The organism is Jatrophihabitans sp. sgz311053 (genome assembly GCF_056135305.1).
Genome location: NZ_JBWAXP010000002.1, coordinates 568,181 through 582,591 on the forward strand (window position 1 = coordinate 568,181; position 14,411 = coordinate 582,591).

The window sequence follows — 14,411 nt, forward strand, 5'->3', positions numbered from 1 at the left end:
ACCGTTTCTCATTCCGCTCTTACGGAGGACCTGTTTCTGCGCTTGTATGGCGCTGCGCACGGTTGGTGCTGTTTGCCCGATGTGACGGGTCCGCCCCGCATCGGTGCGCATTCTCTGTCGATCGGTGGGTGCCCGCTGGTGCCGCCGCGGTCCGGCTCCGGCCGGCGGAAGGAACACCTGTCATGACCGCTCGCCCGCGCCGGACGGCAGGCCGACTGATCGTCGGCCTGCTCACCTCCCTGCTCACGCTCACCACCGTCGTGGCGCTGGTCGCCGGACGCCCGTCGCCGGCCTCCGCCGCGTCCGCGCACAACGGACCCATCAGCCGGTCGGAGGTCATGGCGCGAGCGCAGTACTGGGTCGACCATCAGCCCGGGATCTACGACCAGGGCAGCTACTCGCCCGGTCCGCCACCGGACACCTACGCCTACCGCCGGGACTGCTCCGGTTTCGTGTCGATGGCGTGGCACACCGACAACAACTGGACGGGGAGCATCCCGTCCATCGCGCATCCGATCGGGCGCAGCGATCTCAAGGCCGGCGACGTACTCAACGACCACGTGAACCATGTGCTGTTGTTCGACCACTGGCTCGACGGCGCGGGCAACTTCGTCTATTACAGCTTCGGCGGGACGCCGGTGGGCCATTACCGCGCCAACATCAACGACGCCGAGCTGGACGGTCACCCCAACGCGAACTACGAAGCCCTGCGCTACAACAAGATCGTCGAGGACGCGGGCGAGCAGCCGAGCTGGCCGTCTTTTGCGGAGCCGGGTCGGGTGGTGTCGGCGCGGTCGGGTGATGGTCGGTTGGAGGTGTTCGCGGCTGCGTCGGACGGGGTGTGGCATGCGTGGCAGACGGCGGTGAATGGTGCGTGGTCGGCGTGGCGTCGCGAGGGTGGTCCGGGTGGTGCGCAGTTGTCGATCGCGCGGAACATCGATGGTCGGTTGGAGTTGTGGGCGGTGAACGGGTCGGTGATGCAGCACCGGTTCCAGACGTCGGTGTCGGGGGAGTGGGGTTCGTGGGAGGACTTCGGCACGGGTGGTGATTATGTGGTGGCCGGTAATGATGCCGATGGCCGGTTGGAGGTGTTCGCGTCCAATCCGAATGGTGTGTTCCATAAGTGGATGACGTCGGCGACGGGGTGGAGTGCGTGGGCCGGTCTGGGTGGTCCGGCGTCGGCGAAGTTGCAGTTGGAGCGGTCGCCGGACAATCGGTTGGAGTTGTTCGCGTTGAATTCGTCGACGTTCGGTCATGTGTTCCAGACGAAGCCGAACGGTGATTTCGGGGCGTGGGAGCATTTCGGTGACGGTGGTGAGCAGTTGACCGTCGATCACAATTCTGATGGCCGGTTGGAGGTGTTCGCGTCCAGTCCGACGGGGGTTTATCACAAGTATCAGACGAGTGCGACGACGTGGTCGGGCTGGGTGGGGACCAGTGGTCTGGTGGATGCGCAGTTGTCCTCGACGCGCACGGCTGATGGTCGGGTCGAGGTGTTCGCGATGAACGGTGCGACGGCGCAGCACATGTATCAGAAGGCGCCGAACCAGCCGTATTCGTCGTGGGAGGGATTTGGTGGTCCGGGCACGTCGGTGCAGGTGGTGAACAACGCCGATGGTCGGATGGAGGTGTTCGGGACCAGTGCGGCCGGGGTGTTCCACAAGTGGCAGACCAGTCCGAACACCTGGCACGACTGGGAAGGCGTCAACGCCACCACCGGACCGGCGATGCCATGAGCACCGCGACGATCATCCGTCCGCCGTTCGCGCGCCGGTTGCTGCTCGGCCTGCTCTGTGCCGTGCTGGCCGTCACCGGCTGGGTCATCCTGCCGAGCGCCGCGCACGCCGTCGGCAATGCCGAGTACGCGTTCCGGTACTTCGTGGGCAAGGGCCTGACCGATGTCCAGGCCGCCGGCATCATCGGCAACTTCGAGGTCGAGGCGCCGGGGGTGAACCCTGGTCAATACCAGAACGGTGGGGGCCCGGGGCGCGGTATCGCGCAGTGGGAGTCCGGTCCGCCGTCGGGTCGGTGGGACTACACGCCCGGTGACAATCTCATCGAGTTCGCTCGTGGTCGTGGTGCCGACCCGTGGGCGCTGCAGACGCAGCTCGACTTCACCTGGTACGAGCTGACGGGCATCCCGTACCGCGGGCTGGACGCGCTGCGCGCGACCGGAACCGTCCGCGACGCGACGCTCGTGTTCATGAGCAAGTTCGAGGGATGCGGCAACTGCTACGCCGAGACCCGGGTCGCCAAGGCACAGCAGGCCTACGACCTGTACCGCGGCACAGGTGCGCCCCCGCTGTGGTGGCCGTCTTTTGCTGAGCCGGGTCGGGTGGTGTCGGCGCGGTCGGGTGATGGTCGGTTGGAGGTGTTCGCGGCTGCGTCGGACGGGGTGTGGCATGCGTGGCAGACGGCGGTGAATGGTGCGTGGTCGGCGTGGCGTCGCGAGGGTGGTCCGGGTGGTGCGCAGTTGTCGATCGCGCGGAACATCGATGGTCGGTTGGAGTTGTGGGCGGTGAACGGGTCGGTGATGCAGCACCGGTTCCAGACGTCGGTGTCGGGGGAGTGGGGTTCGTGGGAGGACTTCGGCACGGGTGGTGATTATGTGGTGGCCGGTAATGATGCCGATGGCCGGTTGGAGGTGTTCGCGTCCAATCCGAATGGTGTGTTCCATAAGTGGATGACGTCGGCGACGGGGTGGAGTGCGTGGGCCGGTCTGGGTGGTCCGGCGTCGGCGAAGTTGCAGTTGGAGCGGTCGCCGGACAATCGGTTGGAGTTGTTCGCGTTGAATTAGTCGACGTTCGGTCATGTGTTCCAGACGAAGCCGAACGGTGATTTCGGGGCGTGGGAGCATTTCGGTGACGGTGGTGAGCAGTTGACCGTCGATCACAATTCTGATGGCCGGTTGGAGGTGTTCGCGTCCAGTCCGACGGGGGTTTATCACAAGTATCAGACGAGTGCGACGACGTGGTCGGGCTGGGTGGGGACCAGTGGTCTGGTGGATGCGCAGTTGTCCTCGACGCGCACGGCTGATGGTCGGGTCGAGGTGTTCGCGATGAACGGTGCGACGGCGCAGCACATGTATCAGAAGGCGCCGAACCAGCCGTATTCGTCGTGGGAGGGATTTGGTGGTCCGGGCACGTCGGTGCAGGTGGTGAACAACGCCGATGGTCGGATGGAGGTGTTCGGGACCAGTGCGGCCGGGGTGTTCCACAAGTGGCAGACCAGTCCGAACACCTGGCACGACTGGGAAGGCGTCAACGCCACCACCGGACCGGCGATGCCGTAGCCGGCGAGGTCCGGGTACGGCGCGCCACCGGGCCGGTCGCCCCTCACCTGCGGGTGAGCGGGGACCGGCCCGGTGCTCGTCGAGGCGAGCCGGTCAGTAGGCCGTCAGCTCCCGCACCGACCGTCCGGGTCGGCTGACCTCGGCGGCATCGGGCCACGGCGCGCGACGGGCCGGCCACCGGCACACGGAGTGTGCGCCGGCTGCCGGCCCGGGTGGTGCGGACCTGCTACTTGAGCTCGGACGAGCTCTTGTTCAGCAACCGTCGCGCGATGATGAGCTGCTGGATCTGCTGGGTGCCCTCGAAGATGTCGAGGATCTTCGAGTCCCGGGCCCACTTCTCCAGCAGCGAGTTCTCGCTGTAGCCGAGGGCGCCGGCGAGCTCGACGCACTTGGTGGTGATCTCGACGCCGACGCGGCCGGCCTTGGCCTTGGCCATCGAAGCCTGCAGCGAGTTGGCCTTGCGGTTGTCGGCCATCCAGGTGGACTGGAGCGTCAGCAGGTAGGCGGCCTCCCAGTCAGCCTCCAGCTGCAGCAGCGTCGCCGCAGCGGCGGGCTGGGCGTAGGCGGGCTTGTCGTAGTCCACCTCGACGCCGGCCTGCTTGAGCAGGTCCTCGATCTCGTCCAGCGCCGCGCGGGCGCAACCGACGGCCATGCCGGCCACCAGCGGACGAGTGTTGTCGAAGGTCTGCATCGCCCCCTGGAAGCCCTTCTCGTCCTCGATGTCAGGCGAGCCGAGCAGGTTCTCCTTGGGGATGCGGCAGTCCTCGAAGATGATCGTGGCGGTGTCCGAGGCGCGGATGCCGAGCTTGTGCTCGAGCCGGTCGACGCGGCAGCCGGGCGTGTCCTTCGGGACGACGAAGGCCTTGATGGCCTGCTTGCCCTTCGTCTTATCCAGCGTCGCCCAGACCACGACGGCGTTGGAGCGGCCGCCGGAGGTGACGTAGATCTTCTCGCCGTTGATCACGTACTCGTCGCCGTCGAGGACGGCGGTGGTCGAGACGGCGGACGAGTCCGAGCCGAAGCCGGGCTCGGTGATGGCCATGGACGCCCAGAGGCCGCCGAAGCGCTCCAGCTGCTCCTCGTTGGCAACGGAGGCGATGGCCGCGTCGCCGAGGCCCTGCCGCGGCATCGACAGCACGAGCGCGACGTCGCCCCAGCAGGCCTCCATGATCGACAGCACGGAGGACATGTTGGTGCCGTTCTTGTTGCCGGCCTTGTCCTTGCTCTCGTCGCGACGCACGCCGCGGGCACCGGTCCCGCCCTCGCCGCCCTCGTTCATGCCGTCGATCAGCGCGGCGAGGGTGTCGAGCTCCTTGGGGTACTCGTGCTCGGCCTGGTCGTACTTGCGCGAGATCGGGCGGAAGATCTCGGTCGAGACCTGGTGCGCCTGATTGATGATCATCTCGAACTTCTTGGGGGTCTCCAGACTGATGGCCATCAGACCAGCACCACACCTTCCATGACGGCAGCGGAGCGAAGATCGCGGTACCAGCGCTCCACCGGGTGATCCTTGACGTAACCGTGACCGCCCAGCAGCTGAACGCCGTTGGAGCCGATCTGCATGCCGTAGTCGGCGGTGAGGCGACGGGCGAGCGCCGTCTCACGGGCGAAGGACTTGCCCTGCTCGGCGCGGGCGGCGGCCCGCAGCGTCGTCAGGCGGGCACCCTCGAGCTCGATACCGATGTTGGCGACCATGAAGGCGACCGCCTGCCGGTTGCTGATGGGCTCGCCGAAGGCCTTGCGGTCGTTGACATAGGGGATGACGTAGTCGAGGACGGCCTTGCCGGTGCCGCAGGCCAGGGCAGCCCAGCCGATGCGCGAGAGCCGGATGAGGTCGGCGTAGTTCTCCCGCGACCCCCCGCCGAGCAGCGCGCCCGAGGGCACGGTGACGCCGTCCAGCAACAGGCGGGCCGTCGAGGCGGCGCGCAACCCCATCGCCGGCTCGGACTCGACGACGATGCCCTTGGTCCCGGACTCGACCAGGAACAGCGCCGGCGTTCCGTCCAGTGAAGCGGCGACGACGAAGAGCTCGGCCTCGGTGGCGCGGGGGACAAGGGACTTGACGCCGTCGAGCACGTAGCCGTCGGCCGTCTTGCGCGCGGTCGTCTTGAGCGCGAAGGGGTCGAAGAGCGGGTGTGGCTCGAGCACCGACAGCGCCGCCGCCGGGACGTCCTCGCCGGTGAAGGAGGGCAGGTAGGTCTGCTGCTGGGAGTCGTCGCCGAAGAGGACGAGGGCGTTGGCGACGGCCGCGGGGGCGAGGATGGCGACGGCCTGCCCCATGTCGCCGTGGGCCAGGGCCTCGGCCACGAGGACGCCGGTGGTGACCGACCGCTCGCTGGCCATGCCGCCCAGGGACTCGGGGACGGCGAGCTGGGAGATGCCGAGCTCGGTCACCGACCGCTTGAGGACGGTCTCCGGGGTGGCGAGGGCGTCGTCGGCCTCGGTGCCGACCGGCCGCAGCTGCTCGGCGGCGAACTCCGCGGTGGCCTCGACGATCATCTTCTGCTCGTCGGTGGGCTCGAGATCGAACAGGCCGCTGCCACCGGAGGTGCTGGGGCGCTTGCCCGCGCCCTTGCCCTGCACCTTGGCGAACTGCCGGTTCACCTGCGTGACGGTGCGGAAGCCCGCCTTGCTCGCCTCGTAGACGGCCTTCTCGGTCTGCTTGCGCAGGCCCAGCCGGTCGATGACCGGCAGGCCCGCCAACCGGTTGAGTGCGGCGAGCCCGACGCCCATGGCGTCGCGACCGCTCCTGTTACGCCCTGACATGCGGCTGCTCCCGTGTGGTCGGAGAGAGTGAGTGGTACACCTAGTTCCAGGTAAATCTACCTGCTGGCCGGGACCTCGCAATGGCGGAGTGAAACGTGGCACAGCCACAGGTCCCGGCTGTATGCCCCCTGTGGGTTGCCGGTCTCGGCTCGGGAGGGGAACGACGGCTGTCTACGCTTCGTTACAGGAGCAACGGCCACATCGGTCGTTCGTCACGAGGAGGTCGACCGCGGTGTCCAACCCGGTGATCAACAACTTCGGCCGCATGGGCAACAACGGCGGCTACCCGCCGCCTACCGCCGGCGAGCTGCAGGGCATGTACGACCAGCCCGCGTACGCGGGCCCGCGTCCCGGCGCCGCCGGATACATGACGCTGGACTCGGTGGTCCAGCGCACCGCCGCCATGCTCGCCACCGTCATCGCAGTCGGTGCGGTCACCTGGGTGGCCGTCCCCGACGATCTCTTCCTGCCGGCGCTGCTCGTCGGTGCGATGGGTGCTTTCGCCCTCGGCCTGTTCATGTCCTTCACCGGACGGGTCAACCCCGTCACGGCACTGATCTACGCCGCCCTGGAGGGTGTCTTCCTCGGCGCGATCAGCAAGGCGTTCGAGAACTGGTATCCCGGCATCGTCGTCCAGGCCGTGGTCGGCACGGCCATGGTCGCCGGCGGCATGCTCTTCGTCTACAAGATCGGCGCGATCCGGGTCACGCCCCGGCTGACCCGCATCGTCGTCGGCGCCACCATCGGCGTCGTCGGACTGATGCTGGTCAATATGATCGCCTACCTCTTCGTCGACGGCGGGCTCGGGCTGCGCGACGGCGGACCGCTGGCGATCGTCTTCAGCCTGGTCTGCATCTGCCTCGCCGCCTTCAACCTGGTGCTCGACTTCGACATGATCGAGCGCGGTATCCGGCAGGGCGCGCCGCAGAAGATGGCGTGGTACGCCGCCTTCGGCCTCACCGTGACCCTGGTGTGGCTGTACCTGGAGATCCTGCGACTGATCAGCTACAGCCGCGACTGACCGCGGCCGCATCGCACGGACGACACCGCGAAGGGGCGGGCCCACCGGGCCCGCCCCTTCGTCGTCGGCACCCGCCCGGCCGTCTTGCCCGTCCGCACCCGCCCGGCCGTCTCGCCCGTCCGCACCCGCCCGGCCGTCTCGCCCGTCCGCACCCGCCCCGTCCGCCCAGCCGTTGAGTGGGCCGAAAACAGGTGAGTGGGCCGATATTTCGGCCCACTCGACAGATATCGGCCCACCGACCGGACGGGGAGGACGGGCGGCAAGGACGGGGAGGACGGGTGGCCAAGGCGGGGAAGACGGGCGGGACTGGGTGCGCGGATCCGAACCACCCCGTTAACGGCGTCGATCCGCCGCGGCGGCACCTGTCCCGAGGTGCCGCGGCGGCGGATCGTCACGCTCGCGGTCGGAATTTCCCCACTCAGGTCCCCACCTATAGCTCCGACCGCGTTCAGATGGTTCAACGAGCAGGCCGGACTGGGGTTACGCGAGCGTGAAGAAATTTCCTACGAGAGCCGCTCGATGATCATGGCCATGCCCTGACCGCCGCCCACGCACATCGTCTCCAGTCCGAACTGCTTGTCGTGCTCGACCAGCGAGTTGATGAGCGTCGACGTGATCCGGGCGCCGGTCATGCCGAAGGGGTGGCCGACGGCGATGGCGCCACCGTTGACGTTGAGGCGGTCCATGTCGATGCCGAGCTCGCGCTGCGAGGCGAGCACCTGGGCGGCGAAGGCCTCGTTGATCTCGACGAGGTCGATGTCGCCGATGCCCATGCCGGCGTGAGCCAGCGCGCGACGGCTCGCCTCGACCGGGCCCAGCCCCATGATCTCCGGTGACAGGCCGGAGACGCCGGTGGCGACGATGCGCGCCAGCGGCGTCAGCCCCAGCGCCTTGGCCTTCTCGTCGCTCATCACCACGACCGCCGCCGCGCCGTCGTTGAGCGGACAGCAGTTGCCGGCGGTGACGCGGCCGTCCGGACGGAAGACCGGCTTGAGCTGCGAGACGGCCTCGTAGGTGACGCCGGCGCGGGGGCCGTCGTCGGTGCTCACAACCGAGCCGTCGGCGAGCGTCACCGGGGTGATGTCCTTGGCCCAGAAGCCGGAGGCGATCGCGGCCTCGGCGAGGTTCTGCGAGCGGACGCCGAAGTGGTCCATGTCCTCGCGGCTGACGCCGCTGTGCAGCGCGACGTTCTCGGCGGTCTGCCCCATCGCGATGTAGAGGTCGGGCAGCTCGCCGTCCTGGCGGGGGTCGTGCCACTCGTCGGCACCGGACTCGGTCACCTTCGCCGTGCGCGCGAGGGCGTCGCCGAAGAGGGGGTTGCGGGCGTCGGGGAGGTCGGAGCGGCCGTGCTCGTAGCGCGACACCGTCTCGACGCCGGCCGAGACGAAGGCGTGCCCCTCACCGGCCTTGATGGCGTGGAAGGCCATCCGGGTGGTCTGCAGCGACGACGAGCAGTAGCGGTTGACCGTCGTGCCGGGCAGGAAGTCGTAACCGAGCTCGACGGCGACGGCCCGCCCGAGGTTGAAGCCGGACTCGCCGGCCGGCTGGCCGACGCCCAGCATGAGGTCGTCGATGTCGTGCGGGTCGAGGGCCGGCACCTTGTCCAGCGCGGCGCGCACCATCTGGACGGCGAGGTCGTCCGGACGGGCACTGACCAGCGAGCCCTTGACCGCGCGCCCGATGGGGGAGCGGGCGGTCGAGACGATGACGGCTTCGGGCATGGGGGCTCCTGACGGGTGACGGAGGGACGCCCTTCGATAGTGCCACTCGCCCGTGCCGGCCTCAGCGGACGGCTGCGCTGCCCTCTCGGGAGGCGGGCGGCTCGCCGCCGCGACGGAAGCCCCGTCGTCGCAGCCGGGCCAGTGGACCGTGCCGGTTCTCGGCCTTGCCGAAGCGTTCGGCCGCCACGACTTCGGTCCCCGGCCGCGCCACGGCCTGCGCGGCGGCGCGGGCCACCGGCTTCACCCGGCGGGTGGTGAAGGCCGACGCCGACCGTGCCCGGGTGCGCAGCCCGAGCGCGTCCAGCGCCGACGGCAGCATCGCCGTCGTGGCCTCGGCGTACCCGGCCGCCGACGGGTGGAAGCGGTCCTCGCTGAAGAGGTCGAGGCGGGTCATGAAGAGCGGGCCGAGCAGATCGCCGAGCGACACCGTCCGGCCGCCGGCGCGGACCACGGCGACCGTCTGCTCGCGCGCCATCTGCCGGGACAGCCGCCGCGCGTAGGCCCGCAGCGGCTGCGACAGTGGCCGGATGGCGCCGAAGTCCGGGCAGGTGCCGACCACCGTCTCGACCCCCGCCGAGACCAGCGTCCGGACCACCTCCTCCAGGTGCGGGACGGCGTCGGCCGGCGAGGTGCGCGCGGTGACGTCGTTGGCGCCGATCATGATCACGGCGAGGTCGGGTCGGTCCTTGCCGAGCGCCCGCAGCCGGGTCAGCTGCTCGGGCAATGCCGCGGAGACCGCGCCGACCACGGCGACGTTGGTGACGTGGACCGGCCGGCGGGCCGCCTCGGAGATGCCGAGGGCGAGCTGGGCGGCCGGGGTGTCGCGGTCCTGGCGCACGCCGTACCCGGCGGCAGTCGAGTCACCGAGCCACGCCATCCGGATCGGCGTCCGGGCACGGCTGACCCCGGCGGCGGCCCAGGTGGTGTCGTGGGTGACCGGGGGCAGGCCGGAGGCCTGGGGGATGCGGCGTCGGGCAAGCTTGGTCTCGGCGTACATGATGCCGGCGAAGAGCCCCGATCCGCCGCCGACGACGACGCCGGCGGCCCCGCCACCCCAGAGCGCGATCCGTCGCACCCGCCGTACCCTGCTCACCCTGCGCAGGTTATCGGTGGTCCCGGCGGCCGGTGATAGGGGCGGCGCGGCCCGTGGCGGGCGATACGGTGTGCGCCATGCGCTACAGCGACTCCCTCGTGGAGCTGATCGGCAACACCCCGCTGGTCAGGCTCCGCTCCGTGCTCTCCGACGCCGTCCCCGCGACCGGTGGTCCGCTCGTGCTCGCCAAGGTCGAGTACTTCAATCCCGGCGGGTCGGTGAAGGACCGCATCGCCGTCCGGATGATCGACGCCGCCGAGGCCTCCGGCGAGCTCAAGCCCGGCGGCACCATCGTGGAGCCGACCTCGGGCAACACCGGGATCGGTCTGGCCATCGTCGCGCAGCAGCGCGGCTACAAGTGCATCTTCATCTGCCCGGACAAGGTCAGCACCGACAAGATCGACACGCTGCGGGCCTTCGGCGCCGAGGTGGTGGTCTGCCCCACCGCTGTGGACCCCGCCGACCCGCGCTCGTACTACTCGGTCTCCGACCGGCTGGCGCGTGAGACGCCCGGCGGCTGGAAGCCCAACCAGTACGCCAACGCCAACAACCCGCGCTCGCACTACGAGACCACCGGACCCGAGCTCTGGGAGCAGACGGAGGGACGGATCACGCACTTCGTGGCCGGCGTCGGCACCGGCGGCACCATCAGTGGCACCGGCCGCTACCTCAAGGAGGTCTCGAACGGTCGCGTGCAGGTCATCGGCGCCGACCCGGAGGGCTCCGTCTACAGCGGGGGCACCGGGCGTCCCTACCTCGTCGAGGGCGTGGGCGAGGACTTCTGGCCTGATACCTACGACCGCAGTATCTGCGACCGCATCGTGGCCGTCAGCGACGCGGACTCCTTCGCGATGACGCGCCGCCTCGCCCGCGAGGAGGGGCTGCTCGTCGGCGGCTCCTGCGGCATGGCGACCGTCGCGGCCCGCGAAGTCGCCAAGGATGCCGGCCCCGACGACGTCATCGTTGTGCTGCTGCCCGACGGCGGCCGCGGCTACATGTCCAAGATCTTCAACGAGCGCTGGCTGGCCGACTACGGCTTCAGTGACACCGCCGGCGAGGAGACCGTCGGCGACGTGTTGCGGGCCAAGTCCGGCGACACGCCCTCGCTGGTGCACGGGCACCCCAACGAGACCGTCCGCGACGCCATCGACATCCTGCGCGAGTACGGCGTCTCGCAGATGCCGATCGTCAAGGCCGAGCCGCCGGTGACGGCGGGCGAGGTCGTGGGCTCGGTCTCTGAGCGGGCGCTGCTGGAGGCGCTCTTCGCCGGCTCGGCGGCGCTCGCCGATGCCGTCGAGCCGCACATGTCGCCGTCGCTGCCGATCATCGGCTCCGGCGAGTCGGTGAGCCAGGCGGTGCACGCGCTCGGGTCCGCGGACGCGCTGCTCGTTCACATCGACGGCAAACCGGCGGGCGTCATCACCCGGCAGGACCTGCTGGGTCACCTGGCCGGGGAGAGCTGACCCGGCTCAGCCCAGCGCGACGTCGCCGGTGATGCCGATGACGGTGTCACCGCCGACGAGGATCGTCTCGCCCCGCTGCTCGACATGGACCCGGCCGCGCCGCCCCAGTGCGGTGCCCTGGCTCGCGACGTAGGACGCCGGGGCGAGCCCGGCCGGGATGAGCCACTGTCCGAGGGCGGCGTTGAGGCTGCCGGTCACCGGGTCCTCCAGCGCGGCATCGGTGGCCATGAAGGCGCGCACCTCGAAGGCCGCCTCGGCCCCCGTCGGGTAGGGGCCGGCCACGCCGATGTCGGTGAAGCGGCCGAAGCGGGTGCGGTCCGGTCGCAGCGACAGCACGCGCTCGGCATCGCGCAACAGCAGCCCGACCCAGCCCGGTCCGTTGTCGCACCACTGCGCGGCGACGATCTCGCCGGGCTCGAGCTGCAGCGCCACGGCGAGCTCGGTCACGTCCGCGTCTGCCACCGGACCGCTGCGCAGCAGCGGCGGCGCCTCGAAGGCCAGCCGGTCACCGTCGAGGTGGACGGCGACGAGGCCGGCGCCGCACTGCTGGATCAGGTGATCCCCGTGGCGCGGGACGCCGCCGGCGGCGAGCCAGGCGCGGGCCGACCCGAGGGTGGGATGTCCGGCGAAGGGCAGCTCGCGGGCGGTGGTGAGGATCCGCACCCGGTAGTCGGCGTTGGGGTCGGTCGGCTGCAGCAGGAAGGTCGTCTCGCTGAGGTTCGTCCAGCGGGCGAAGTCCGCGAGCCGGCGGTCGTCGAGCCCGTCGGCGTCGTGGACCACCGCGACCGGGTTGCCGCACGTGAGCTCGTCGGTGAAGACATCGACCTGGGTGAAGCGAAGCACCGGCCCACTCTGGCAGAACCATCCGGAGCTGCCGCTCGGTAGCGTGGCAGGCATGACGGGTTTCAACACGCGTGCCATCCACGACGGGCAGGAGCCGGACCCGCGCACCGGTGCGGTGGCGGTGCCGATCTACGCGACCTCGACCTACAAGCAGGACGGGGTCGGCGGCCTGCGCGAGGGTTACGAGTACAGCCGCAGCGCGAACCCGACCCGCACCGCGCTGGAGCAGGCGCTGGCCTCGCTGGAGAACGGCGCCCGCGGGCTGGCCTTCGCCAGCGGGCTGGCGGCCGAGGACACGCTGCTCCGGGCGCTGTGCCGTCCGGGCGATCACGTGCTGCTGCCGAACGACGCCTACGGTGGCACCTACCGCCTCATTGCGCGGGTCTGCGCAAACTGGGGTCTGGAGTTCACGCCGGTGCCGCTGGGCGATCCGGCGGCGGTCCGGGAGGCGCTGCGCCCGAACACGAAGATCATCTGGTGCGAGACGCCGACCAACCCGCTGCTCGGCATCGCCGACATCGCCGCGCTGGCCGAGATCGCGCACGGGGCGGGTGCCAAGCTCGTCGTGGACAACACCTTCGCCTCGTCCTACCTGCAGCAGCCGCTCGCCCTCGGCGCCGACGTCGTCGTCCACTCCACCACGAAGTACATGGGCGGCCACTCCGACGTCGTCGGCGGGGCGCTGGTCGCCGCCGAGGCCGGCGTCGGTGACGAGCTGGCCTTCCACCAGAACGCGATGGGGGCCGTCGCCGGTCCCTTCGACGCCTGGCTGGTGCTGCGCGGCATCAAGACCCTGGGCGTCCGGATGGACCGCCACTGCGCCAACGCCGAGCGGGTCGTCGACTTCCTCACCGGCCATGCCGGGGTGTCGCAGGTCCTCTACCCCGGCCTGCCGGAGCACCCGAACCACGACGTCGCGGCACGGCAGATGAGTGGCTTCGGCGGCATGGTCTCATTCCGCCTCCGCGGCGGCGAGGAGGCCGCGCTGAAGATCTGCGGGCTGGTCGACGTCTTCACCCTCGGCGAGTCGCTCGGCGGTGTCGAGTCGCTCATCGAGCACCCCGGCCGGATGACCCACGCCAGTGTCGCGGGCTCGGCCCTGGAGGTGCCCGCCGACCTGGTCCGGCTCTCGGTCGGGATCGAGGACATCGACGACCTGATCGGCGACCTCACCGCCGCGCTGGCATGAGCGAGGCCGACCGCCCGCTGCGACGGCTGGGATTCCTCACCATCGGCCTCTTCGACCGGGACGACCCGCGCGGCGGTCACGAGACGACGCTGCGCATGATCGAGCTCGGCGAGGAGCTGGGCCTGGACTCCGCCTGGCTGCGGCACCGCCACCTGCAGTACGGCATCTCCTCGCCGGTGGCCGTCCTCGCGGCGGCGACGCAGTGCACCAGCCGCATCGAGCTGGGGACAGCGGTGACGCCGCTGGGCTGGGAGAACCCGCTGCGCCTCGCCGAGGATCTCGCCACCGTCGACGTCCTCTCCGGCGGGCGTCTCAACCCCGGTGTCAGCGTCGGTCCGCCGATGCACTGGGACGACGTCCGGGCCGCGCTCTACCCCGACACCGCCGAGGTGGAGGACTTCAGCTATGCCCGGGTGGAGCGACTGGTCGGCTTCCTGCGGGGCGGCCCGGCCGGCAGCTTCCGCGGTACCGAGGGCATCGAGGAGTGGTCCGAGCGCGTCGAGCCGCACAGCCCCGGATTGGCCGAGCGGGTCTGGTACGGCGGTGCGAGCCTGCGCTCGGCCCAGTGGGCCGCGGCGCAGCGTCTGAACTTCCTCACCAGCAGCGTCCTCAAGCTCGACGACGGCGATCCCGTCGACTTCGCCGGAGTCCAGGCTCGCCAGATCGCCGCCTATCGCGAGCTGCATCCGACGGGACGGGTCTCGCAGGGCCTGGTCGTCATCCCCACCGACTCGGCGACGCCGGAGCAGCGGGAGCGGTACGAGGCCTACGCGGCGTCCCGGCTGCCCCGGACCACGAGCCCGCAGGGCCCCGCCCGGATGCTGTTCGCGCCCGATCTCGTGGGCACGTCCGAGCAGCTGGCGCAGCGGTTGCGGGAGCACGCGGCGTTCCGGCTGGTGGACGAGGTCGCCTTCGCGCTGCCGTTCAGCTTCCGGCCGGAGGATTACGACCAGATCCTGAGAGACATGGCGACGCACCTCGGCCCGGCCCTGGGATGGAGCCCTGCCGCCGGGTAAGCCGGGA

10 protein-coding genes and 1 pseudogene are annotated in these 14,411 nt (G+C 70.2%); 6 read left to right on the forward strand and 5 right to left on the reverse strand.

Translation table 11 applies throughout. From position 1 onward, the window contains the following. The first annotated feature begins 182 nt into the window (after positions 1-182). Together AC0NZQ_RS11605 and AC0NZQ_RS11610 are read left to right on the forward strand one after the other, a co-directional pair. Positions 183-1,736: a PLL family lectin gene (locus AC0NZQ_RS11605; protein WP_474529987.1), complete on the forward strand. Its 1,554-nt coding sequence runs from the start codon at positions 183-185 to the stop codon at positions 1,734-1,736. Further along, positions 1,733-3,292: pseudogene (locus tag AC0NZQ_RS11610) on the forward strand (phage tail tip lysozyme). Before AC0NZQ_RS11605 ends, AC0NZQ_RS11610 begins: the two are co-directional and overlap by 4 nt. Positions 3,293-3,518: 226 nt before the next feature. Here AC0NZQ_RS11610 and AC0NZQ_RS11615 read toward each other — a convergent pair. Continuing rightward, positions 3,519-4,730 (reverse strand): acyl-CoA dehydrogenase family protein, encoded by a 1,212-nt coding sequence (locus tag AC0NZQ_RS11615; protein WP_474529989.1) that lies wholly within the window; start codon positions 4,728-4,730, stop codon positions 3,519-3,521. Further along, positions 4,730-6,058 (reverse strand): acyl-CoA dehydrogenase family protein, encoded by a 1,329-nt coding sequence (locus AC0NZQ_RS11620; RefSeq protein ID WP_474529991.1) that lies wholly within the window; start codon positions 6,056-6,058, stop codon positions 4,730-4,732. The genes AC0NZQ_RS11615 and AC0NZQ_RS11620 overlap by 1 nt, the downstream gene beginning before the upstream one ends. 265 nt (positions 6,059-6,323) lie before the next feature. Between AC0NZQ_RS11620 and AC0NZQ_RS11625 the strand changes: the two genes are divergently transcribed. Further along, positions 6,324-7,079: a Bax inhibitor-1/YccA family protein gene (locus AC0NZQ_RS11625; protein WP_474531380.1), complete on the forward strand. Its 756-nt coding sequence runs from the start codon at positions 6,324-6,326 to the stop codon at positions 7,077-7,079. Between the two features lie 503 nt (positions 7,080-7,582). On the opposite strand, the gene AC0NZQ_RS11630 is transcribed toward AC0NZQ_RS11625, so the two are convergent. Beyond that, positions 7,583-8,800 (reverse strand): acetyl-CoA C-acetyltransferase, encoded by a 1,218-nt coding sequence (locus AC0NZQ_RS11630; RefSeq protein ID WP_474529992.1) that lies wholly within the window; start codon positions 8,798-8,800, stop codon positions 7,583-7,585. Between the two features lie 61 nt (positions 8,801-8,861). Continuing rightward, the gene (locus AC0NZQ_RS11635; protein ID WP_474529993.1) at positions 8,862-9,893 is read right to left on the reverse strand and encodes an SGNH/GDSL hydrolase family protein; all 1,032 of its coding nucleotides are present in this window, start codon (positions 9,891-9,893) and stop codon (positions 8,862-8,864) included. A 77-nt stretch (positions 9,894-9,970) separates the two neighbouring features. Here AC0NZQ_RS11635 and AC0NZQ_RS11640 point away from each other — a divergent pair, with 77 nt between their 5' ends. Then, positions 9,971-11,356 carry a cystathionine beta-synthase gene (locus AC0NZQ_RS11640; protein WP_474529994.1) on the forward strand — a complete coding sequence of 462 codons (1,386 nt, stop codon included), beginning with the start codon at positions 9,971-9,973 and terminating at the stop codon, positions 11,354-11,356. A 6-nt stretch (positions 11,357-11,362) separates the two neighbouring features. Here the strand turns inward: AC0NZQ_RS11640 and AC0NZQ_RS11645 are convergent, their stop codons facing one another. Beyond that, positions 11,363-12,199: a PhzF family phenazine biosynthesis protein gene (locus AC0NZQ_RS11645; RefSeq protein WP_474529995.1), complete on the reverse strand. Its 837-nt coding sequence runs from the start codon at positions 12,197-12,199 to the stop codon at positions 11,363-11,365. Positions 12,200-12,251: 52 nt separating this feature from the next. On the opposite strand from AC0NZQ_RS11645, the gene AC0NZQ_RS11650 reads away from it, so the two are divergent. Both AC0NZQ_RS11650 and AC0NZQ_RS11655 read left to right on the forward strand, forming a co-directional pair. Next, positions 12,252-13,388, forward strand: a complete 1,137-nt coding sequence (locus AC0NZQ_RS11650) for a cystathionine gamma-synthase (RefSeq protein WP_474529996.1) — start codon at positions 12,252-12,254, stop codon at positions 13,386-13,388. After that, complete coding sequence (locus AC0NZQ_RS11655) at positions 13,385-14,404, forward strand: LLM class flavin-dependent oxidoreductase (RefSeq protein ID WP_474529997.1); 1,020 nt, start codon at positions 13,385-13,387, stop codon at positions 14,402-14,404. The genes AC0NZQ_RS11650 and AC0NZQ_RS11655 overlap by 4 nt, the downstream gene beginning before the upstream one ends. Positions 14,405-14,411 lie beyond the last annotated feature (7 nt).